Genomic DNA, 22,162 nt, shown 5'->3' on the forward strand with positions numbered 1-22,162 from the left:
TTTTGATTAAAAGGAGTGTAATCAATGAACAATCAGTCATACGAAATTACTGTAGATACACGGAAATCTATTAGTCATTCTAATATAGAATTTTCCCAAAACAATCTAAATATTTCAGAACTTATCTTTAATATTACTGAAGATGGAACAAACTTCACTTTAAATGACACGGATAAAATCATTGTATATTTTGAGAAACCAGATAAAACAGTCGTATTTCAAGATAAAGAAGTGGAGTTGTTAGATAAAGAAAAAGGGAAAATTAAAGTCTTATTAACATCACAGACTCTTGTGAAAGCTGGGGATGTTAAAGGTCAAATTTCTATTGAACGCACAGAAGATGGAACAAGAAAACGTGTGAATACTTATGATTTTAGTTTTAAAGTACGTTCTTCAATTGCATCAAATGACTCAATTGAATCTACAAATGAGTTTCAAATATTTGATAAAATCATGGTCGCAGGTGAGAAGTTTAAAGACTTTGAGGGTGAGGATTTCGATAAACTTATTGCAGCCGGGGAATTAGCAAAGGGCGCTCTTCCTAAGTCAGGCGGTACGATGACGGGTAATGTTGACATGGATATTTCAGTCGGGTCTAAGAGCAAAGGTTACCGTTGGAGAGATGCCGCGGGGACGATGTACGGACTAGAAACTTCTACGACAGGGGAGTTGATCTTATACGACTATAAATCCGCCGCGAGAGTATGGCAATATGACCCAGTAGGCAAGAGATTTAGTGTTATATCTGATGGGAACGTATTGAAGACTACAGGTGGTACGATGACAGGAAACATCACATTAACATCAGGCGCTATGATCCGCCAAGAGATGCCAAACGCACCAAGTGCCAGAGGGATTCTCTATATTGATGAAACATCAAAGGCCGCTGTCGGAGGTATTGGATACGCAAGGGGCAATTCAGGTGTTGTAGGTGAGGCTTACATGGGATGGGGAAGCGCTCCATGGGATGCACCTACAGCTTTAATTGTAAGTGATACTAAGTTTACCTATAAAAATAAACCTGTAGCTATGCGAGATAAAGACGGACGGGCAGATTTAGTCTTGACAGCTGATGCAATTAACTTTGATACAAGTTTTCTGCCTGTAGCTGATAGACGAGGGAACACAGTTACGATATCAGGGGCTATTGCGCTTAAAACAGGTTCGGTGGCGAATTTAGTGACGACTTTACCTGTTGATATGCGACCTGTTACAACTTTAAGCAGGCATTACCTAGCTACAGACGGCACGTCTGTCCATGTAGTTTTTAACATAGACGGGACAGTTAGACTAGGTGTGAATGGTAAGAACGTTTATATTACAGAGACTTTTGTGGTTAACTAAGGAGGAGATCACATGGCTAGACAATATGGTTATTGTTATGACGAAAACGGGAAGTTCACTGAGATGATTCCCATCGATGAGAAACCGATTTACGAGAAACAAACTTTTTACCGAGAAGAACAAAAAGAAGTTGTCACAGAAGAAAAACTTTGTGAGCTTCACCAATCCATTGAAGATGGCACGTATGAGTCGGATCAAGAGGACGCAGCAGAACCAATTCCTAAAGAAGAATGCCCTGATTGTGTGATGTATAACGTAGAGTATGAACCTATTAAAGTACCATACGAGGAGGATGTCATTGTAGGGTATGAGCCTGACATCCCTGAAAACTGTACTTTAGAAGTTTGCCCGTGGTTAGCTTACGAACCTGTATTCAAGGAAGGTAAATGGGTGAAAACAGTTGAGCCGAAGCCAGAAGAACCGCAACCAGAAGAACCATCGGAATTAGAAAAAATTAAGAAACAGCAGGGATTAATGCAGCAAGCTATAGATGAAATGATTATACAAAATCCAACTCCAGATGAATTAGCAGAGTTAAAGAAACGCTTGGTCCTTATGCAATCGGCGATTGATGATCTCATCATTTCTAATACTCCAGAAACACAAGAAGGAGGTAGTAACTAATGGCTGAATATATGGCACAACGTGTTATCGATGGAGCCTTTACGTATTCGTTTATTATTATCAAAATGAAGGTGTACAAGGAGCGTATTGATAAATACCTAACTGATAATGGAAGAGCTGATTTAATTACCGATAGCGCACAATAGTGGGCTTTTTTATTTTCTGATAAGCAGGTAAAAATATATTAAAAAAACACAAGTAATACATCGTTAGTACACAATGCTATTATATTCTAAGGGAAAATACACATAGATATAAGAGGATATATATTATGAAAAAAGACGTTAATTTCTTTGTAGGGTTATTTTGGGGTGGCTTATTCTCAATAGTTTTATGGGTAGCACTTTATCAATTAGTAGTTTTATTATAAAAACAAATTAAAACTGAACAAAATACGGCTTTGAGTAAAAATTCAATTCATAGATCAGGAGGAGCGACTTCGCTTCTCTTTTTATTTTGAGGAGATGATCAGTGTGAAACGAATAGTAGACCAAGCAATTTATGAAAAGTATGTTAGCCAAGAAAACAAAAACCTAGTCAAAGATTTTCTAATCGAAAAGAAAGCACAAGGGAAAGCGGCAAGCACTTTACAGCAATATCATTGGGATTTACGAATTATTTTGTTTCTATTACATCAACACTTCGAAAATAAAAATCTAATTGAATTAACACGTAAGGATATTCGAAACTTATCTATTATTTTTCAAGAGCTAGGAATGTCTAATGCACGTGTAAATGGACTGATGAGTGCATTAAGGTCCGCGTTAGAGTTTTGTGCGGATGATGACGACTATGATTATGAATTTAATGTAGGCTCACGGGTTAGAGGACTACCTAAGAATCCAGTCAGAGAAATCACTTTTATAACTGAAGAACAAATTGAGTGGTTAATCGATGAATTACTTGAACAAGAAAAATATATGTTAGCGACTTATTTGGCACTTTCTTACTACAGTGCAGCAAGGAAGAATGAAATTTACCAAGTTCAAAAAGAAGAACTAACAGAACGTTATTTTACGAATGTAGTACGTGGTAAGCGAGGTAAGAAATTCAGATTGTATTATAATCCCCGAGTACAGAAATGTATTCGTTTATATATAAATCAACGAGGTAAAGATACTATTCCGGATTTGTTTGTAAGAGTTTATAAGAATGGTGAACGAAGAACGTTAAATAAGAGCGTATTTAATTATTGGTGCAAGATATTTGCTAAGATGTTATACGAAAAAGAAGGTAAGGAATATAAAATGAATCCTCACTGTTTTCGTCATAGCAGATTAGATAATTTAAAAGTTCAAGGTGTACCACTCGAAAAATTAAAATCACTTGCAAATCATTCGGATATTTCGACAACACAATCCTATTTAAAAGATAGGAGTGAGGAAGATATTGCAGATATTTTCGGAATGGATCCAAGTTGCTTTGCAGCTTAAAAGGAGGCTTAATAAATGCCAGAACAAAAACATGATGACTTTAAGGAATTATTAGTTGGATTAACAAGGGTGGAAACAAAGTTAGATACGCTTGGCAACGTTAAGGATGTTGCAATTGAAGCGCAGCAGTCAGCGAAAAGCGCTCATTTAAGGATTGATCGATTAGATAAATTTGTATTTTGGATTGGTACTACAGTAGTTGGAGCTATTATCACGGGTGGGATAATGGCTCTTTTTAAATTCGCAGGGAAGTGATCGTATATACGGTCACTTTTTTTATTGAAAGGAGGTGAGGTTATGAAAAACTTTGATGCAGCTTCAATTAGTCGTTATGTCGTATTAGTAATCGCTGTGATTAACAGTGTTTTGAATCTTATTGGGTACCAAACGATTGATGACAAAATTACAAATGATTTAGTGGCAGTAATTACAGGAGCTTTCACTCTATATATGGCATGGAAGAATAACTATTTAAGCAATAAAGGATTACAACAAAAAGATGTATTACAAAAAAATAACTTACACTAAAAGGAGATGTTGAATAATGGGTTGTTTCGCAGGATCAGGTGGTCACAATAGTATCGTACAAGGTGCAAATAGCGCTTATGGGAAAGAACATGTGGAGGATAGAAGGTTTCTTGACGCAGTTGCTAAATATGTACAAGCAGCTGGATGGAAGTATGTGAATTGTTCTGACGAAGTAGGAACGACAAAATACGATGTTTGGAATAATGCAGCCAATAACCATTTACGTGTAGTGGATAGTGATGTAGATTTACAGTTTCATTTAAATGCCACTCCAGGCGGTACAGGTTGTGAAGTGTGGTTACATCCTTCATACGGAAATAGAGAATTGGCGGCAAAGATTTCAAAGGCAATGGCTGATGCATTTGGATTGAGAGATCGAGGGATTAAATTTTCTACGGATTTAGGATGGATTAATAAAACTAAGACTGGATTACTCCCTGAAATTTGCTTTATCGATAATGAAACAGATATGCAAAAATACCGTGCTAACTTTGATAAGGCAGCTAAAGCGGTAGCTGAGGTTATTGTTGGCAAATCAATTCAAGCAAACCCAAATGATGGAGGAGTGGAGATTATCGTGAATAAATTTAGTAAAGTTGTTACGTATGAATTTGGTACAGCGTTAGTACCTGAGATGTTAGGAATGATGGATGCTCTTGGATATAAATCTAATATTGTTTCTTATGGAGACAAACAAGGGTTAGTTCGTTTTGAAACAGATTACCGTCAAGGGAATGAGCTAGATAGAGCAACTGCATGGTTAGATGCGAAAGGTCTTAAATACTACTATACAAAAGAATAGTTTTATGAATAAAAAATACTATCTGATTCTATAGGTAGGTACTTATATATTGATTTTCATCTTTATAGATGTTAGTGTAAAGGTACCGTTTCTTATTTATCTATGAACCAGTATCTGTAGAACGAATAGATTAATTTGAAAAAATCCCCTTTTGCACTTATATGCAGAAGGGGATTTTTTTTATGAGATTTAAAATTTACTTTTAGATAATGCCTTTAATATAGGATTAACTATTTTGCTTAATAAACGGAATCCCCTAAATATAGATTGAACAATTTTCATATTATCGTCCCCCTCAAACTAAGTAAATCTTACCAATTTATTGTATAGAAACTAAAGAAGCTTCAATTATGTACCTATTAGGGGCATCCCCAATATAGTTAAATGGATAACAGGTAGTTAATGTTAACGTTGGTGTATTTTTTTCGATAATCACAGTACGATCATCTGCACCTGTAATCCAGTGTTTTTGAATTTGATATATGTATATTCTTTTATCATATTCAACTAAAATATAGTCATTTTCTTGTAAATCCGCCAATTTAGTAAATACTGTGTCACGATGTCCGCTTAAAACAGTATGTCCATTACCAGAAGGAGTAGTGGTAATATTACTAATAAACATTCCTACCCCTTTTTTTAAAGTTTTAGCATCAGCGCCCCAATAAACTTGATATTTTTGTTTGATTTTCGGTATAACCATGTAAGCAATTTGTTCTCCCATTTGATGTTGAACTTGAGAAGCTGGAATCAGTTTTTGTGATTCCGGTAATGGTTCACTAGTGTTTGTAGAATTAGATTCTTGATGTGGTAGAGTATGTTGGGATTGTTCTTTGTTTGATTCGTTTTTGGCATCTTTTTTCTCATTAGTGACAGGATGTATATTTTGATATTGTTGAATTTCAGTGCTTGTTAAGGATTCAACTGTTTTTCTCGCATCATACCAATCTATAAAGTAATAAACAAAGGCCAAAGACCCTATAGTAATTAGTATAACCCCCAACCAATCAATTTTTTTCAAGATTATCACTCCATATTAAAAACGACAGGATATTCCTGCCGTTTTAAGTATTAGTTTAAGCATTCGTTTTTTTACGACGGAATACAATGATTGAACCAACTAATACTAAAGCAGCACTTGCAAGCATCATTGTAACACCGTTAGATGCTGTATTAGGTAATTTTTCGCCTTGTTTTTTTGTTTCAGCCTTTACAGCTGTTTGTTCAGTTTGTTGTTTATTATTGGTTACTTGGTTATTTTGTTGTGTATTTTCCTGCTTAGTTTGTTCTTGGGGGTTAGTTCCTTTATTGTCTGTTGTAGTACTTGTACTTGTTTGATACGTATAATCTTCACATGGAATGCCATCTTTATCATTGTCTAAACGATGTGGATCGTTTCCAACACCATATCCGTTTTGATTCCAAAAAGCTTGAGCCTCTTGTTGATTTTTAAAATGTCCACAGTTTTTTGTGTCATTAGGACTTTTGGCTGCAAATGCAGCGGAACTATACCCGACTGTTAATAGTGTGAATGCTGTAGCTGATGCTAATAGTTTTTTCATGAGTGCTTTCATCCCCTTAAATGGTATATGTTTACATTTAAAAATTTTACATTCTTAAAGATGAAAATACAATAATAATTTGATTATATTTTCCTTTTCAATCGTTTAATGAGAAATTAGTTATAGCAGCATTATTTATAAGGAAGTTTCTATGAGAATGCCATTCGTGTATTAGATGAGATATTTTTCTCTGGTTTGGATGATCTAATAATAAGGAGGCTATTTCCTTTTGTGTTTTTAAAATACTTCTAATTAATTAGTCTTTTTCATTTGCTGTTTGACTAGTTATCACAATAGTATCCTCCTTTTTTAATAGTTATTTTTTAAAATCCTTATTGCTCTTGGCTTGGAGTTATCCCTTTGAATAAATCCTTTTTCTTCAAGTTTTAATAAGTGACTATGGATTGTAGAGGGGGAAGATATTCCTATTCCTTCACCAATTTCTCTGATAGATGGTGGATAACCGTATTCTTGTATTCGTTTCTGTAGGAAGTTTAAAATCTGAGATTGTCTTGTTGTTAATAGCATGTAATGTAATGGCTCCTTCTATATAGGAAATATTTAACTATATAATAACAAAGTATGACTTTTGAATCAAACATACGTTCTGTTAGTGCGTGAAAAAAAGTGTATATGGTAGAGAGTTAAACCAGTACAATCGCCACAGTACACTTATGTCAGCCTATAAAAATATTAAAGATGAAAACTTCAGATATTATATTTTAAAGCAAAAAGCAGATGTATTCCATGCGATGAAGAGCTTTTTTAGAGAAGAATCCGGAGAAAAAATGGCATAACCCCTTTTTGAGGGGTTATTTTTTTGTAAACTTTTTATTTTTTTAGTTGACATTGATAATGAAAATCATTATCATTTATTCGAGAAATGATTACATTTTAACTTATATATTTTGGAGGAGATGTCAAGTTGAAAAGAAATAAAAGAAAACATATAAATGCAATGATTATAGCGGCGACGTTATCACTTCCGTTTGCTGTTTATTCAACACCTGCTTTAGCGGCAGTAGCAATTGAGGCGAATAAAACGGGACAAGGTTTAGAAGATGGTACATATGACGCTGTTATTAAAGCGTATAAAGATAAAACAAATGAAGAGTCTATGGCAGCTGTTTATATAAAAAATCCGAAATTAACAGTTGAGAACGGAAAGAAAATTGTAACAGCAACGTTAAGTGATAGTGATTTCTTTCAATACTTGAAAACAGAGGATATACATACTCCTGGTGTGTTTCATGATGTGAAAGTAATATCAGAAGATAAAAAGAAAAATGGAACGAAAGTGATTCAGTTTGAAGTAGGGGAATTAGGAAAAAGGTATAATATGCAAATGCATATTTATATTCCGACAATGGCTTATGACAATAAGTATCAAGTACAGTTTGAAGTAAACACATTAAATTTAGAAAATAATGTTCCAGAAGAACAAAAGGAAAATAAAGAGGATAAAGTGGATCAACAAGATGAAAATGGAAATGTAATATTAGATAAGCAATTACAAAAGCATATTAATAAATATAACTTGAATAGAGAAAATTTAGATACCCCAATAACTAAGGAAGATTTATTAAAAGTTAAATCTTTAATAGTCGTTGAAGCTAAAAGTAAAGGAATAAAAGACGTAAGCGGTCTAGAATATATGAAGAACTTAGAAAACTTAACGTTGGAAGAAGTTAAGTTAGAAAATATAAAATTTATCTCGAATTTGAGGCAATTGAAATCATTAAGTATAACCTATGGCGAACTTGAAGATATTGGACCTTTGGCTGAGTTAGAACATATTGAGAGTTTAAGCTTGAGAAATAATAAAATTTCAGATTTAAGCCCACTAAGTCAAATGAAGAAGATTAAATTGCTAGATTTAAATAGTAATTATATAAAAGATATTAAACCATTATTTACAGCGAAATCTTTAAGGACTTTGACTGTAGCAAATAATCAAATTAGTAATGCTAATCTTGCTGGGATTGAGCAACTGAAGAATGTGAAGAGTTTATCTTTAAGTAACAATGGACTTACTAATATTGAACATATTACACCAATGAAAAAATTAGTAGAGTTAGACCTTTCTAAAAATGAATTAGAAAACATCGAACCTTTATCAAGAATGTCTACTGTACAATCACTTAATTTAGAAGAAAACTATATTTCAGATATAACACCACTTAGTCAATTAACAGGTTTATATGATTTAAAGCTAGCGTCAAATGAAATTCGTGATGTTAGACCGGTTCAAGAGTTAGGAAAAAGAATGTACATTGACGTTCAAAGACAAAAAATCTTTTTAGATGATGTAGAAAAAGATAAGGAAGTTAAAATACCTATCTATAATTTACAAGGCGAGCCACTCGATACTATTCAATTAAAGAATGGAGATGGAATAGTTAATAATGGTTCTGTTAAATGGAGTACTACCGGTGAAAAAACATACGAATTTATATTAGATATAAAGCCAGAAGAAAATCGTATTAAGTTTAATGGAACAGTAATTCAAAATGTTGTTGAAAGGTTAGATGAAATAAAAGAGGATAATGAACAAAAGGAAAATGTAATTCTCGATAAAACTTTACAACAACATATTAATAAAGAGAATTTAGGTAGAGAGAATTTAAACGCTCCTATCACAAAAGAAGATTTATTACAGATTAAAAAATTAGAGATCCTTAAAGAAAAAGGAAAAGAGATAAAAGATATAACGGGCTTAGAATACATGATGAACTTAGAAAAACTCACTTTGGAAGGAGTAGGTCTGAAAAATATTGAGTTCATCTTAAACATGAAACAATTGAATAATTTGAATGTATCTCATAATCAAATTGAAGATACTACTCCATTATCTTCATTAAAAAATTTACAATGGTTAAATCTTACAGATAATCGTATTAAAGATGTGTCAGTTCTTGGATCAATGTTAGACTTACTTAGTTTAAAATTAGCTGAAAATGAGATTCGTGATGTAAGGCCGTTAATACAATTAGGCCAGTGGGGAACAATTGATGTTAGAAGGCAAAAGGTCATTTTGGATGATGCAGAAATAAATAAAGAAGTGAAAATACCTGTATATGATTTAGAAGGGGAACGAATTGAAAAGATTACGTTAAAGAGTGCAGGTGGAATGCTTACTGATGAGGGAATCATTTGGAGTACTCTAGGAGAAAAAATATATGAATTTGACTTGGATGCAGATCATTATGAGACGGGCATATTATATAGTGGCATCGTCATGCAGAATATAGTAGAAAAATTAATACCGAAAGAAGAAGTAAAAGAGCCGGAAAAAGAAGTTGAAGAAACAAAAGAAGAAGTGAAAGAAACGATAAAAGAAGTTGAAGAAGAGCAAGAGGAAGTAAAAGAGCCAATAAAAGAAGTTGAAGAGGTAAAAGAAGAAGTGGACGAGCCAACAACAGGAGTTGAAGGGGCGAAAGCTGAGATAAAAGGAACAGGAAAAGAAATTGAAGGTTCAAAAGACGCAGTAAATCAATCCACAGTAGTCCAAGAACAAAATGTGAATAATCAAGTTGTGAAAGAAAATAAACCAGTTGTTAATAAGCAAGAAGAAAGTAAGAAATCATTAGGAGCAACAGGTGGACAAGAGAATACATCAATATTACTTTCAGGCATAGCGTTAGTTCTTTCAGCATTGAGTATGTTTGTATTTAGAAAGAGATTATTTAAGAAATAAAAAACGTTTTATTTTATTATAACGTAATATGATTATATGAATTTTTAAGAAGACATTATCATGGCGATTTCATTTTGAAATATGCTTATGATGATGTCTTTTTTAGAAGGAGATAAATGGAAAAGGTGTCGGAGAGCGGTTATTACAAGCTTCAATTCAATATATTTTCTCCTTCCAAGGGATGAGAGAGATAGAACTATGTTTGAATACGAATTATGATCGTGCGATGAAGTTGTACAAGAAAGTAGGTTTTGAGGAGAAGGCATGTTTACAACACTATATAATAGAGTAAAAAACCCCATTCGTATGAAAATTATATTTCATACGAATGGGGTTTTTTAATTTACTTTTTTCCTCATTTATCATGGATTTAGAAATAATTTGAGGTGCCAATCGCTACATAACCTTTTTTATTTTTTGCGGAACTTCTTTCGTTTGCAAATTAACATCTTCTTTTCGTAGCTCTTTAAAGAGTGAAGTAACCATAAGGACGACTACGATAGAAAATGGTAGTGCTGCGATGATCGCTGCAATTTGCAGTGCATTTAATCCTCCAGCTTGTAATAAAATAGCTGCAATAATCGCGATTGTTAATCCCCATATAAGTTTTAAACTATTTTTTGGTGATAAGCTTCCGTTACTCGTTTGCATAGAAACGACAAAGGTTGCCGAGTCAGCAGAAGTAACGAAAAATGTGGCTACTAAAATTAACCCGATAATTGTTAAAAATGTAGAGAACGGTAGATGTGAAATAACAGCAAATAATCCAATCTCTGTACCATTTTTTGCGATTTCATCAGCTATACCAAGCGATTGGAACATTTCCATATGGATAGCGGTACCGCCAAATACTGCAAACCAAAATGTGCAGATGAGAGTTGGGACTAATACAACTCCAAAAATAAATTCTTTTATTGTGCGTCCTTTAGAAATACGGGCGATGAATGTACCGACGAATGGGGACCAAGAGATCCACCATCCCCAATAGAAAATAGTCCAGTTTTCTATCCAAGAAGAAGATTTTTCATTAAATGCTCCTAAATTTAATCCCATACTAGGTAAAGCTCCAATATAAGAACCGAGTGTAGATGTGAAATATTTCATAATAAATACAGTTGGTCCTAAAAGTAAGAAGGAGACGAGTAATATACCTGCAAGAGAGAAATTTAAGTTACTCAAATATTTAATCCCACGATCTAAGCCTGTTTGTGCACTTGTTAAATATAAAACAGCGAAGATAGCGATAAGTACGAGCTGTGTAAGTAAAGTGTTATGAATAGAAGGGAATAAATAGCTTAATCCTCCAGCAATTTGTTGAGCACCAATCCCAACAGATGGCACAATCCCAAATACTGTGGCTAAAACAGCTAAAATATCGACTGTTTTTCCGATAGGAGAATTTTTCGATCGATTAAATAATGGAGTAACTGTAGCCCCAATTGTGCTACCTTTTTGTTTGCGGAATGTGAAATATGCAATTGTTAAAGCAACCATTGCGTATAGTGACCATGGAAAGAGACCCCAGTGGAAAAATGAATATTGCATAGCGAGCTTGGCGCTTTCCTCTGTACCTGCTTTTCCTGTTAGTGGATCTGTAAAGTGTGAAATCGGTTCAGCGATTCCATAAAAGAGGAGTCCAATTCCCATTCCTGCCCCAAATAACATGGATAGCCAAGATGGATAACTATACTTTGGTTTTTCTCCATCTTTACCAAGACGAATAGAACCGTACTTAGAAAATGCTAAATAAGCGGCTAAAATAATCATTGCAGTCATAAGTAGAGAGTAAAACCATCCAAATTTATTGAGGATAAATGAGTTTAAAGAAGATGTAACGCTTTGTAAATCATAGCCTTGTATCCAACTTGCCGGGGTAATTCCCCATATGATGAATAATGTTGTTAGCAAGATGGAGATATAAAATACACTGTTTTCTTTTTTTATCATAGAATCCCACCCTTGTTTAATAAAGTTAACAATTATATTAATCATAACAATTAAAGGGTCAATTGTCAAAAAATTCGATTTTTAACGTGTGTAAAAGGACTGTTTAATCGCTAAAGATTCATAACTATTGGCGGCTAGATAGTGGGGAGATTGTTCACGATATGTACAAAATGTAAGAAGAAATAATATGAAATATTGCATTTTATATTGTTGTATCTAGATTTTATGTTAAATTCTTGGATGGAATATTAAAATAGGGGGCAAGGATATGAACAAGAAATCAAAGATCAATAAAGTGATGCTTAGCATTAGTACAATGGCTCTATCGCTGGGGGCAATTCAAACTCATGCATCAGCAGAAGAAAAGGTGCCATATAATGTATTGCATTCGAAACCAGTAGGAATTGAAAAGCCGGTAGATGAGATTGGACACGTTTCTAAAGCGGAGGAAACATTATCGTTTCAAGAACGGTTAAAAGTAGGAGACTTTTCACAACGACCAGCATCTATTACGAACAAAGCGACAGTAAAGCAAGTTAAAGAAAGCTATTCAATGGCTGATTTAAACAAGATGAATGATCAAGAATTAGTTGAAACGTTAGGCAGTATTAAGTGGCATCAAATTACAGACTTATTCCAGTTTAATGAAGATGCAAAGTCCTTTTATAAAGATAAAGGGAAAATGCAAGTCGTTATAGATGAATTAGCTCATCGAGGTAGTACATTTACGAAAGATGATTCAAAAGGAATTCAAACGTTTACGGAAGTGTTACGTTCAGCTTTTTATTTGGCATTTTATAATAATGAATTAAGTGAATTAAATGAAAGAAGCTTCCAGGACAAATGTTTACCTGCTTTAAAAGCAATCGCAAAAAATCCAAACTTTAAGCTTGGTACAGCTGAACAAGATACAGTCGTATCTGCATACGGTAAATTGATTAGTAACGCTTCAAGCGATGTTGAAACAGTTCAATACGCATCGAATATTTTAAAGCAATATAATGATAATTTTAATACGTATGTAAATGATCGAATGAAGGGACAAGCAATATACGATATTATGCAAGGGATTGACTATGATATACAGTCTTACTTAATTGAGGCTCGTAAAGAAGCGAATGAAACGATGTGGTATGGAAAAGTAGATGGGTTTATTAATGAAATAAATCGTATTGCTCTTCTAAATGAAGTAACACCAGAAAATAAGTGGCTCGTTAATAATGGAATTTACTTTGCAAGTCGTTTAGGGAAGTTTCATAGCAATCCAAATAAAGGTTTAGAAGTTGTGACACAGGCAATGCATATGTATCCGCGCTTAAGTGAGCCGTACTTTGTCGCAGTAGAACAAATTACAACAAATTATAATGGAAAAGATTATAGCGGGAATACAGTAGATTTAGAGAAAATACGTAAAGAAGGAAAAGAGCAGTACTTACCAAAAACGTATACATTTGATGATGGATCTATCGTATTTAAAACAGGAGATAAAGTATCGGAAGAAAAAATTAAGAGACTATACTGGGCTGCAAAGGAAGTAAAAGCACAGTATCATCGTGTAATTGGGAATGATAAAGCGTTAGAGCCGGGCAATGCAGATGATATATTAACGATCGTAATTTATAACAGCCCAGAAGAGTACCAATTAAATAGACAACTGTATGGATATGAAACGAACAACGGTGGAATTTATATTGAAGAAACAGGAACATTCTTTACATATGAGCGCACGCCAGAACAAAGCATTTATAGTTTAGAAGAGTTATTCCGTCATGAGTTTACTCATTATCTTCAAGGGAGATATGAAGTGCCAGGTTTATTCGGAAGAGGAGATATGTATCAAAATGAAAGGTTAACTTGGTTCCAAGAAGGCAATGCAGAGTTTTTCGCAGGGTCTACTCGAACAAATAATGTAGTGCCGAGAAAGAGCATCATTAGTGGATTATCATCTGATCCTGCAAGCCGTTATACAGCAGAGCGTACATTATTTGCTAAATACGGTTCTTGGGATTTCTATAATTACTCGTTCGCATTGCAGTCTTACTTATATACGCATCAGTTTGAAACATTTGATAAAATTCAAGATTTGATTCGTGCGAATGACGTGAAAAATTATGATGCATATCGTGAAAATCTAAGTAAAGATCCTAAGTTAAATAAAGAGTATCAAGAGTATATGCAGCAGCTAATCGATAATCAAGATAAATATAATGTACCGGCAGTAGCAGATGATTATTTAGCTGAACATGCCCCAAAATCATTAACAGCAGTAGAGAAAGAAATAACTGAAATGTTGCCGATGAGAGATGCAAAAATGACAAAACATAGCTCCCAATTCTTTAATACATTTACATTAGAAGGTACGTATACAGGTAGTGTAACAAAAGGTGAATCAGAAGATTGGAACGCAATGAGTAAGAAAGTAAACGAAGCTTTAGAACAACTTGCGCAAAAAGAATGGAGTGGCTACAAAACTGTTACAGCATACTTCGTCAATTACCGTATAAATAGCTCAAATCAATTTGAATATGATGTAGTCTTCCACGGTATCGCAAAAGATGACGGAGAAAATAAAGCTCCAACAGTTAATATAAATGGCCCTTATAATGGACTTGTAAAAGAAGGGATTCAATTTAAAAGTGACGGCTCAAAAGATGAAGATGGAAAAATCGTTTCTTATTTATGGGACTTTGGAGATGGAAGCACAAGTGCAGAAGTAAATCCGGTACATGTATATGAAAGAGAAGGTTCATATAAAGTAGCGTTAATAGTAAAAGATGATAAAGGAAAAGAGAGCAAAAGCGAAACAACGGTTACGGTTAAAGATGGAAGTTTAACAGAACCAGAACCAAATAATCGCCCAGAGGAAGCAAATCGTATTGGACTAAACACTACGATAAAAGGTAGCCTTATCGGCGGGGATCACACTGATGTTTATACATTTAATGTAGCATCAGCGAAAAATATTGATATTTCCGTTTTAAATGAGTATGGAATCGGGATGACATGGGTACTTCACCATGAATCAGATATACAAAATTATGCTGCTTACGGTCAAGCAAATGGCAATCATATAGAGGCAAACTTTAATGCAAAACCAGGTAAATATTACTTGTATGTATATAAATATGATAATGGCGATGGAACATACGAATTATCAGTAAAATAAGTGCTTTTCCAATGTATGTTTAACTTTACTTTTTGTGGAAAATAGTATATTATATAGATATATAATATATCGGTTATTTTCTAGGAGGAGCCTGTCACAATAGGCTTCTCCTGTTCTTTTTTAGAGGCCTGTACTGCAGGCTTTTCTTTAAAGAGTAAATAACTGAAAATTAAGAACAATAATCTTTGAAAGAGGTGGGGCATACACATAACAAAAAAGGGATTGTTTAAGAGAGGGGGATAAGAAATGGTTTTGTTTGGTTATCCACTTGAGGCAATTTATTTATACGGATTTATTATTGCTACTATACTCACTGTGATTTATATCTTTTTTGGGGATATATTTGAATCCATATTTAGTTTTGGAGGCGGATCTGTATCCGTTGTTACTTTATTACTTAGTTTTTTCGCTATGTTATGTGGACTTAGTTATATAGGAGAATATTTATTTTCCTTTAATAGTATTCTTATTTTCGTGGCTGCATTTGCTATATCCTTTATTGGTGTATTCATAATGAAAATATTAATTTTAAAACCGATTGCAGAAGCAGAACAAAATACTGTGCAACGTATGGATGAATTCATTGGTTGCAAGGGAGAAGTCATTACGACAATTCCTACAGAAGGATTTGGTGAAGTATTAATCTCCTCCCAATTTGGAAGTAATGCGATTCCAGCTAAAACAATTGGGAAAAAAGATATTTCACAAGGAACTGAAGTTATTATCGAGGGAGTCCAAGATGGTGTTTTGCTTGTACAAAACATCGCTTATTCTTTAAAAAAACCAAAATTATAAGGGGGAATTCACATGACGATTCCATTAATTATTGGTGGAGTTTTACTCGCAATTTTAATTCTACTCATTTTAGTATTCATTACGAAGTATCGAACAGTTGGACCAGATGAAGCGTTAATTGTTACAGGGAACTGGCTTGGTGGTGGGAAAAATGTAGTGACCACTGATGATGGAAAGAAGATTAAGATTATTCGCGGTGGCGGTACATTCGTAGTGCCAATCATGCAAAGAGCAGAACCTTTAAGCTTACTAAATTACAAGTTAGAAGTGGGTACACGCGATACGTATACGAAGCAAGGTGTTCCAGTTACAGTAAATGGTGTTTCTATTATTAAAGTAGGTTCTACAATTGAAGAAGTATCGACAGCAGCTGAGCAATATTTAGGAAAAGAAACAGAAGAGTTAAAAGTAGAAGCGAAAGAAGTTTTAGAAGGTCATTTACGTGCGATTTTATCTTCTATGACAGTAGAAGATGCGTATAGTAATAGAGAGCAATTTGCTCAAAAGGTGCATGAAGTAGCTTCTACAGATTTAAAGAAAATGGGTCTTCGTATCGTTTCCTTTACAATTAAAGAAATTATGGATAAGAACGGTTATTTAGATGCACTTGGTCAGCCGCAAATTGCGACGGTTAAGCGTGATGCAACAATTGCAAATGCAGAGCGTGAAAAGGAAGCGCGTATTGAAAAAGCTCGTGCTGAGAAAGAAGCGAAAGAGGCTGAATACCAACGTGATGCCCAAATCGCTGAAGCTGAAAAACATAAAGAATTAAAAGTACAATCTTATAAGAGAGAGCAAGAACAAGCTCGTGCAGATGCAGATCTTTCTTACGAATTACAACAAGCGAAAGCACAACAAGGTGTTACAGAAGAGCAAATGCGCGTTAAAATCATTGAGCGTGAGAAACAAATTGAATTAGAAGAAAAAGAGATTGCGCGTCGTGAAAAGCAATACGATGCAGAAGTAAAGAAAAAAGCAGATGCAGATCGTTATGCTGTTGAGCAATCAGCGGAAGCAGAAAAAGTAAAACAAATGAAAAAGGCAGATGCGGATCAATATAAGATTGAAGCTGAAGCGAGAGCTCGTGCGGAAGAAGTACGTGTGGAAGGTTTAGCGAAGGCGGAAATCGAAAAAGCGCAAGGTCAAGCGAAAGCGGAAGTACAAAAAGCACAAGGTACGGCGGAAGCAGATGTTATTAGGTTAAAAGGTTTAGCAGAAGCAGAAGCGAAACAAAAAATTGCAGAGGCATTTGAGTTATATGGCCAAGCGGCAATTATGGATATGGTACTTAAAATGCTTCCAAGTTATGCGAAGGAAGTTGCAAGCCCACTTAGTAACATTGATAAAATTACAGTTGTCGATACAGGCGGCGGTGGTAAAAATAGCGGCGCCGGAAAAGTTGCAGGTTATGCGACTGATTTAATGGCAACGATGCAAGAAACATTAAAAGCTTCTTCTGGCATTGATTTAAAAGAGTTATTAGAAGGATTTGCTGGAAAAGGAGCAGTACAACAATTATCAAACGATAAACCTGTTGTATCAGTAGTAGAAGATGAGAAAAAAGAAGTAGAAAAAGATAAAGAATAGTATAGTGGGTGGAACCTCTAGTAAGTAAGATACTAGAGGTTCTTCTGTGAATTGTTCGAATAATTTACATTTTAATATATTGTTTTAATTATTTAATTTATATAGAATGAAAAAGGTATGTATTAATTCTTTAATAGAAAAAGAGATAAAGAGTTGATACGTTTTAATCGTATAATTTATATAAAGAAATTAAATGTAAAACAATTACATTTAAAACGGTATGGAGGGGTAGAGATATGTTTCAAGGGAAATTAAGAAGAAGTAGTTTAAAAGCAAAGTTACTTGTGTCATTTGTTATTGTTTTGATTCTTCCAAGTATTGTAATTGGTTGGACGTCCTATCAGCAAGCAAAGACAAATTTTAATGAAACAATTTTACAATCAGCGGAAGATAACGTAAAGATTTTAAATAATGTTATTAATAAAGAGATAGACAGTAAAAAGGTAGACGCAGTATATTTTACAAAGTTATTTAGTGGAGTAAGTTACGGAACTGATCAGCTTCAAAATGTGCAAAATAAATTAGAAGAATATAATAAATTACATCCAGAAATAGAAGCAATTTATACGGGGTCTAGTACGGGACAATTTATTCAATCACCGTCTATTCAAATGCCAGATGGGTATAATCCTACCGAAAGAGATTGGTATAAAGAAGCAGCGAAAAAAAGCGGAGAAGTGGTTATCACAGCCCCATATAAGTCAAGTACAACAGGGAATATTGTTATTACAATAGCAAAACAAAATGAGGATAAGAGCGGTGTTCTCGGTATTGATTTAATTATTAATGATATTGTAAATACTTCAAAAATGGTCAATATCGGCAAAAAAGGATATGTAGCAATCTTCGACCAATCTAAACATGTAATAGCACATCCGACGATGAAACCGGGTGACAAAATAGAAGAAAAACTGGAGAAGGAATTGTACAAACAGGAAACAGGTGATTTTAAATTCAAACTCGATGGTGATGATCGCAATATTACCTTTATAACAAATAAGCAGACTGGATGGAAAATAGCAGGAATTATGCCTTCAAAAGAAATTATTGAAGCAGCTAATCCTATTTTCTATAAAACGCTAACTGTTATTGGTATTTCATTAATAATTGGTGGGATTTTAATTTACTTCATAATTGCTTCTATCATTAGTCCGTTAAAACAACTTGTTATATCATCGAAAAAGATTAGTGAAGGCGATTTAACAGAAACAATTACAGTTCATTCTAAAGATGAAATTGGACAGTTAGGAGAAAGTTTTAACGAGATGGCGGCATCATTACATCAGGTCATTTCCAATATAAATACTTCAGCAAGTCACGTGGCGGCATCTTCAGAAGAATTAACAGCTAGTATGAAGCAGACAAGTGAAGCGACGGAACAAATTACACAAGCAATAGAGCAAGTGTCGAGTGGGGCTGAAATACAAACGAAAGAGGTTGAAGAAGGCGCAACATTATTAGAAGAAGTTACAGAAGGAATTCAGCGTGTTGCAGATAGTTCTTCATTAGTATCTACAGCATCTATGTATACGAAGAAAAAGGCTGAAGATGGTGGAAAGTTAGTTGAACAAACTGTGAATCAAATGCAATTAATCCATGAGTCTGTTTCACAATCAGATAAAGTTATTGTTTTGTTAGATGATAAATCAAAACAAATTGGAGCAATTCTTGAGGTGATTCAACATATTGCAGAGCAGACCAATTTATTAGCGTTAAATGCGGCAATTGAGGCTGCAAGAGCTGGAGAGCAAGGAAGAGGATTTGCAATTGTAGCAGATGAAGTACGAAAATTAGCTGAGCAATCAGGACAGTCTTCTACGGAAATTGGAAAACTAGTGAAAGAGATCCAATTTGATATCAAGGAAACGGTAAGTTCTATGAAGCAAGTTGGGACAGAAGTACAATCAGGGCTTGTAGTTGCAAATGAAACGAAGCAAAGCTTTGCTGAAATACTGAAATCTACGGATGATACAGTTGTACAAATTGATAACATGGTAGAAGTAGCGAAGCAAATGACAGTAGATGCAAAACAAGTTAGTGCATCAATTAATGAAATTGCAGCTACGATTGAAGAAAATGCAGCAAGCGTTCAAAATATTGCTGGTTCTTCAGAAGAACAATTAGCTTCAGTAGATGAAATCAATGCAGCAGCAGTTCATTTATCACAAATGGCAGAAGAATTACAGGAGATGATTGGTAAGTTTAAAGTGTAATAATGATTGTTAAGAAACGAGGTAATAATTTTACTTCGTTTCTTTTTTATGAAGAGAAAAAGAAAGAAATATAGAGTAACCGTGTTATGATTAAGTATAATTAAAGAGACTGTATATTCTTTAAATTCTATCTTTAATCATGTTAGGGGAATGGTTTTGAAATTTAAAAAATTAAAACTCCAACCGAGAATCACATTAACTATTAGTACACTTATTCTTGTTGTACTTATGCTAACGAGTTATTTATTTTATTACATATTATCTGAAACGGTAGAAGAGCAAATTGGCAAAAGAGCTTTGCATGTTGCGAAAACAGTTGCTGCTATACCAGAAATCAAGGAAGCTTTTCAAACAGAAAATCCAGCTTCTATTATTCAACCGATTGCGGAAAAAATTCGAATTGATACAGATGCTGATTTTATTGTAGTTGGAAATAAAGAAGGGATTCGTTATGCACATCCTAGGAAAGATAAAATAGGAGAAGCAATGGTTGGCGGAGATAACAAAGGAGTTTTATTAGAAGGGAAATCTTACGTTTCGAAAGCAACTGGATCATTAGGCCCTTCATTACGTGGAAAAGTTCCAATCCATAATCAGGAAAATGAAATCATTGGTGTGGTATCTGTTGGATTTTCAATGGATGATATTCATGGAGCGGTAGAAGTGTATGGAAAGCGTGTGTTTTGGATTACAATAATAGGCTTATTAATTGGAGTAATCGGCTCTATATATTTAGCTGGCAGTATAAAAAGAATGATGTTTGGGATGGAGCCAGAAGAAATTTCATCTTTATATGAAGAGCATAGTACAGTGATTCAATCTGTACGTGAGGGGATTATTGTCATTGATCAACATGGCATAATTAGTTTAGTTAATCAAGCAGCCTATGATATTCTTTCGCTAGATGAACAACGAAATATTATTGGAGAATTTATTTTAGATATAATTCCTAATTCAACGATATTAGATGTACTTCAAACTGGTGAAGAACAGTTTGACCGCCAATTAAATATAAAAGGGCAGGCTGTTATTGCGAACCGTCTACCCATTAAAGTAAAGAATAAAGTAACTGGCGTTGTATCGAGCTTACGTTTGAAATCTGAAATGGATCAGTTAACAGCAGAATTATCTCAGACGAAGCAATATACAGAGGCATTACGAGCGCAAACGCATGAATATAACAATTTGTTGTATACGCTTTCAGGTCTTATCCAGCTAGAATTATATGAAGATGCTTTGGAGCTTATTCATAAGGAAACAGCGGTATATCAAGATTTTGTTCAATTTATTATGAAACGAATTCAAAATCCATGGTTAGGTGGGATTTTAATTGGATTCTATAATAGAGCAAGAGAGTTGAAGATTGATTTTATGCTAGATAGAGAGAGTAGCTTAGACAAATTAAGCCCGCATATTGAGAGTAATTATGTCGTTTCTATTTTAGGAAATTTAATTACGAATGCATTTGAAGCGATTGAAAGAAATGAAGAACATGATAAGAAAGTAAGAATGTTTGTAACTGATATCGGAGAAGAAATAGTCATTGAAGTGGAAGACTCAGGACAAGGGATTCATGATGAGGTCATTACTAGCATATTCTATAAAGGCTTCTCGACGAAAGAAGGCGAGAAGCGAGGATATGGATTAGCAAAGGTGAAAGAGTTAGTAGAAGATTTAAATGGAAGTATCGCAATCGAAAAAGGGGATTTAGGTGGTGCATTGTTTATTATTGCATTACCAAAAGAGAGAGGCGAATTGTAATGGGTGAGGAGATTGAAGTATTGATTGTAGAAGATGATATTCGAATTGCAGACATTCATCGTCGTTTTACTGAAAAGATTGAGGGATTTAAAGTAATTGGAACAGCGACGACTGGGGAACAAGCGAAAGAATGGCTAGATCTTGTGAAGCCACAGCTCGTTTTATTAGACGTGTACTTACCTGATATGCAAGGAACGGAACTTGTCACATATATTAGACATAATTTACATGATACAGATATTATTATGATTACAGCTGCATCGGAAACAGATGTAGTGAGGCACGCCCTGCGAGGTGGAGTAACAGATTATATCGTAAAGCCACTTATGTTTGATCGATTTAAAGCAAGTTTGGAAAATTACCAAAAAAAGCTTGTGCAGTTAAAGAAAAATAACCAATTATCTATCGAACAAATAGAACATCTATGGTCTCAAAGAGGCGTAAAGGGAAATGAAATAGAATATGCCCCGAAAGGTATAGACCCCTTAACTTTAGCAAAAATAAAAAAGCATATGTTAACAGTGAATGAAGAAGGTATTACTGCGGAAGTGCTAAGCTCAATGGTCGGAGTAAGCAGATCGACAGCGAGGCGTTATTTAGAATATTTAATATCAGGAAAGAAAGTTCATGCGGAGCTTATATATGGGAGTGTTGGGAGACCAGAAAGAAGATATTTTCTTATTCCTTCATAATAAAAAACAGT

The 22,162-nt window shown here is 34.2% G+C and carries 18 protein-coding genes and 3 pseudogenes; 17 read left to right on the plus strand and 4 right to left on the minus strand.

Annotated features, from left to right (window positions below):
* Window positions 1–24 precede the first annotated feature (24 nt).
* The 7 genes from NST14_RS03145 to NST14_RS03175 all read left to right on the plus strand — a co-directional run bounded on the left by NST14_RS03145 (window position 25) and on the right by NST14_RS03175 (window position 4,731).
* A complete protein-coding gene (locus NST14_RS03145; RefSeq protein WP_341118228.1) occupies window positions 25–1,344 on the plus strand; it encodes a BppU family phage baseplate upper protein in 1,320 nt (439 codons plus the stop codon).
* Between the two features lie 12 nt (window positions 1,345–1,356).
* Window positions 1,357–1,968: a hypothetical protein gene (locus tag NST14_RS03150; RefSeq protein WP_341118230.1), complete on the plus strand. Its 612-nt coding sequence runs from the start codon at window positions 1,357–1,359 to the stop codon at window positions 1,966–1,968.
* A complete protein-coding gene (locus tag NST14_RS03155; protein ID WP_229143643.1) occupies window positions 1,968–2,114 on the plus strand; it encodes a hypothetical protein in 147 nt (48 codons plus the stop codon). Before NST14_RS03150 ends, NST14_RS03155 begins: the two co-directional genes overlap by 1 nt.
* A gap of 327 nt (window positions 2,115–2,441) precedes the next feature.
* Window positions 2,442–3,401 (plus strand): tyrosine-type recombinase/integrase, encoded by a 960-nt coding sequence (locus NST14_RS03160; protein ID WP_341118234.1) that lies wholly within the window; start codon window positions 2,442–2,444, stop codon window positions 3,399–3,401.
* Between the two features lie 15 nt (window positions 3,402–3,416).
* Window positions 3,417–3,656, plus strand: coding sequence for a hemolysin XhlA family protein (locus NST14_RS03165; RefSeq protein WP_001115041.1), 240 nt, complete (start codon window positions 3,417–3,419; stop codon window positions 3,654–3,656).
* A 42-nt stretch (window positions 3,657–3,698) separates the two neighbouring features.
* On the plus strand, window positions 3,699–3,929 hold the full coding sequence (locus tag NST14_RS03170) for a phage holin (protein ID WP_000787571.1): 231 nt from the start codon (window positions 3,699–3,701) through the stop codon (window positions 3,927–3,929).
* Between the two features lie 16 nt (window positions 3,930–3,945).
* Window positions 3,946–4,731 carry an N-acetylmuramoyl-L-alanine amidase C-terminal domain-containing protein gene (locus NST14_RS03175; protein WP_000501726.1) on the plus strand — a complete coding sequence of 262 codons (786 nt, stop codon included), beginning with the start codon at window positions 3,946–3,948 and terminating at the stop codon, window positions 4,729–4,731.
* A 319-nt stretch (window positions 4,732–5,050) separates the two neighbouring features.
* On the opposite strand, the gene NST14_RS03180 is transcribed toward NST14_RS03175, so the two are convergent.
* From NST14_RS03180 to NST14_RS03190, 3 genes are all read right to left on the minus strand, one after another.
* Entirely contained in the window at window positions 5,051–5,752 is a 702-nt protein-coding gene (locus NST14_RS03180) for a class D sortase (RefSeq protein ID WP_000717793.1), read from the minus strand.
* A 55-nt stretch (window positions 5,753–5,807) separates the two neighbouring features.
* Entirely contained in the window at window positions 5,808–6,293 is a 486-nt protein-coding gene (locus NST14_RS03185) for an excalibur calcium-binding domain-containing protein (protein ID WP_000734520.1), read from the minus strand.
* Window positions 6,294–6,602: 309 nt separating this feature from the next.
* Window positions 6,603–6,821: a LexA family protein gene (locus NST14_RS03190; RefSeq protein WP_000927788.1), complete on the minus strand. Its 219-nt coding sequence runs from the start codon at window positions 6,819–6,821 to the stop codon at window positions 6,603–6,605.
* Window positions 6,822–6,934: 113 nt separating this feature from the next.
* Between NST14_RS03190 and NST14_RS03195 the strand changes: the two are divergent.
* From NST14_RS03195 to NST14_RS03205, 3 genes and pseudogenes are all read left to right on the plus strand, one after another.
* Window positions 6,935–7,090, plus strand: a pseudogene (locus tag NST14_RS03195) (sporulation protein YhbH); the annotation flags it as partial.
* A gap of 128 nt (window positions 7,091–7,218) precedes the next feature.
* Complete coding sequence (locus NST14_RS03200; RefSeq protein ID WP_229143119.1) at window positions 7,219–9,990, plus strand: NEAT domain-containing protein; 2,772 nt, start codon at window positions 7,219–7,221, stop codon at window positions 9,988–9,990.
* Window positions 9,991–10,111: 121 nt separating this feature from the next.
* Window positions 10,112–10,282 (plus strand): annotated as a pseudogene (locus NST14_RS03205) (GNAT family N-acetyltransferase); the annotation flags it as partial.
* A gap of 104 nt (window positions 10,283–10,386) precedes the next feature.
* Here the strand turns inward: NST14_RS03205 and opuD are convergent.
* Window positions 10,387–11,937 carry a glycine betaine transporter OpuD gene (gene opuD / locus NST14_RS03210; protein ID WP_000591587.1) on the minus strand — a complete coding sequence of 517 codons (1,551 nt, stop codon included), beginning with the start codon at window positions 11,935–11,937 and terminating at the stop codon, window positions 10,387–10,389.
* A gap of 268 nt (window positions 11,938–12,205) precedes the next feature.
* Between opuD and colA the strand changes: the two genes are divergently transcribed.
* The 7 genes and pseudogenes from colA to NST14_RS03240 all read left to right on the plus strand — a co-directional run bounded on the left by colA (window position 12,206) and on the right by NST14_RS03240 (window position 22,151).
* A complete protein-coding gene (gene colA / locus NST14_RS03215) occupies window positions 12,206–15,103 on the plus strand; it encodes a collagenase ColA (RefSeq protein WP_229143118.1) in 2,898 nt (965 codons plus the stop codon).
* Between the two features lie 246 nt (window positions 15,104–15,349).
* Complete coding sequence (locus NST14_RS03220; protein WP_229143117.1) at window positions 15,350–15,898, plus strand: NfeD family protein; 549 nt, start codon at window positions 15,350–15,352, stop codon at window positions 15,896–15,898.
* Window positions 15,899–15,910: 12 nt separating this feature from the next.
* The gene (locus tag NST14_RS03225) at window positions 15,911–17,485 is read left to right on the plus strand and encodes a flotillin family protein (RefSeq protein WP_000155027.1); all 1,575 of its coding nucleotides are present in this window, start codon (window positions 15,911–15,913) and stop codon (window positions 17,483–17,485) included.
* Window positions 17,486–17,721: 236 nt separating this feature from the next.
* Window positions 17,722–18,759 (plus strand): annotated as a pseudogene (locus tag NST14_RS31000) (HAMP domain-containing protein); the annotation flags it as partial.
* Between the two features lie 78 nt (window positions 18,760–18,837).
* Entirely contained in the window at window positions 18,838–19,698 is an 861-nt protein-coding gene (locus NST14_RS31005; protein ID WP_370647195.1) for a methyl-accepting chemotaxis protein, read from the plus strand.
* A 150-nt stretch (window positions 19,699–19,848) separates the two neighbouring features.
* Entirely contained in the window at window positions 19,849–21,459 is a 1,611-nt protein-coding gene (locus NST14_RS03235; RefSeq protein WP_073536204.1) for an ATP-binding protein, read from the plus strand.
* Complete coding sequence (locus tag NST14_RS03240; RefSeq protein ID WP_000503450.1) at window positions 21,459–22,151, plus strand: response regulator; 693 nt, start codon at window positions 21,459–21,461, stop codon at window positions 22,149–22,151. The genes NST14_RS03235 and NST14_RS03240 overlap by 1 nt, the downstream gene beginning before the upstream one ends.
* Window positions 22,152–22,162 lie beyond the last annotated feature (11 nt).

Origin of the sequence: Bacillus sp. FSL W8-0519, assembly GCF_038005585.1 — a bacterium.
Taxonomy (GTDB): Bacteria; Bacillota; Bacilli; order Bacillales; family Bacillaceae_G; genus Bacillus_A; species Bacillus_A paranthracis.

Coding starts and splice junctions, on each gene's coding strand:
- NST14_RS03145 (WP_341118228.1), top strand. CDS start 25: ATGAACAATCAGTCATACGAAATTACTGTAGATACACGGAAATCTATT.
- NST14_RS03150 (WP_341118230.1), top strand. CDS start 1,357: ATGGCTAGACAATATGGTTATTGTTATGACGAAAACGGGAAGTTCACT.
- NST14_RS03155 (WP_229143643.1), top strand. CDS start 1,968: ATGGCTGAATATATGGCACAACGTGTTATCGATGGAGCCTTTACGTAT.
- NST14_RS03165 (WP_001115041.1), top strand. CDS start 3,417: ATGCCAGAACAAAAACATGATGACTTTAAGGAATTATTAGTTGGATTA.
- NST14_RS03170 (WP_000787571.1), top strand. CDS start 3,699: ATGAAAAACTTTGATGCAGCTTCAATTAGTCGTTATGTCGTATTAGTA.
- NST14_RS03175 (WP_000501726.1), top strand. CDS start 3,946: ATGGGTTGTTTCGCAGGATCAGGTGGTCACAATAGTATCGTACAAGGT.
- NST14_RS03185 (WP_000734520.1), bottom strand. CDS start 6,293: ATGAAAAAACTATTAGCATCAGCTACAGCATTCACACTATTAACAGTC.
- NST14_RS03190 (WP_000927788.1), bottom strand. CDS start 6,821: ATGCTATTAACAACAAGACAATCTCAGATTTTAAACTTCCTACAGAAA.
- opuD (WP_000591587.1), bottom strand. CDS start 11,937: ATGATAAAAAAAGAAAACAGTGTATTTTATATCTCCATCTTGCTAACA.
- colA (WP_229143118.1), top strand. CDS start 12,206: ATGAACAAGAAATCAAAGATCAATAAAGTGATGCTTAGCATTAGTACA.
- NST14_RS03220 (WP_229143117.1), top strand. CDS start 15,350: ATGGTTTTGTTTGGTTATCCACTTGAGGCAATTTATTTATACGGATTT.
- NST14_RS03225 (WP_000155027.1), top strand. CDS start 15,911: ATGACGATTCCATTAATTATTGGTGGAGTTTTACTCGCAATTTTAATT.
- NST14_RS31005 (WP_370647195.1), top strand. CDS start 18,838: ATGAAGCAGACAAGTGAAGCGACGGAACAAATTACACAAGCAATAGAG.
- NST14_RS03235 (WP_073536204.1), top strand. CDS start 19,849: ATGGTTTTGAAATTTAAAAAATTAAAACTCCAACCGAGAATCACATTA.
- NST14_RS03240 (WP_000503450.1), top strand. CDS start 21,459: ATGGGTGAGGAGATTGAAGTATTGATTGTAGAAGATGATATTCGAATT.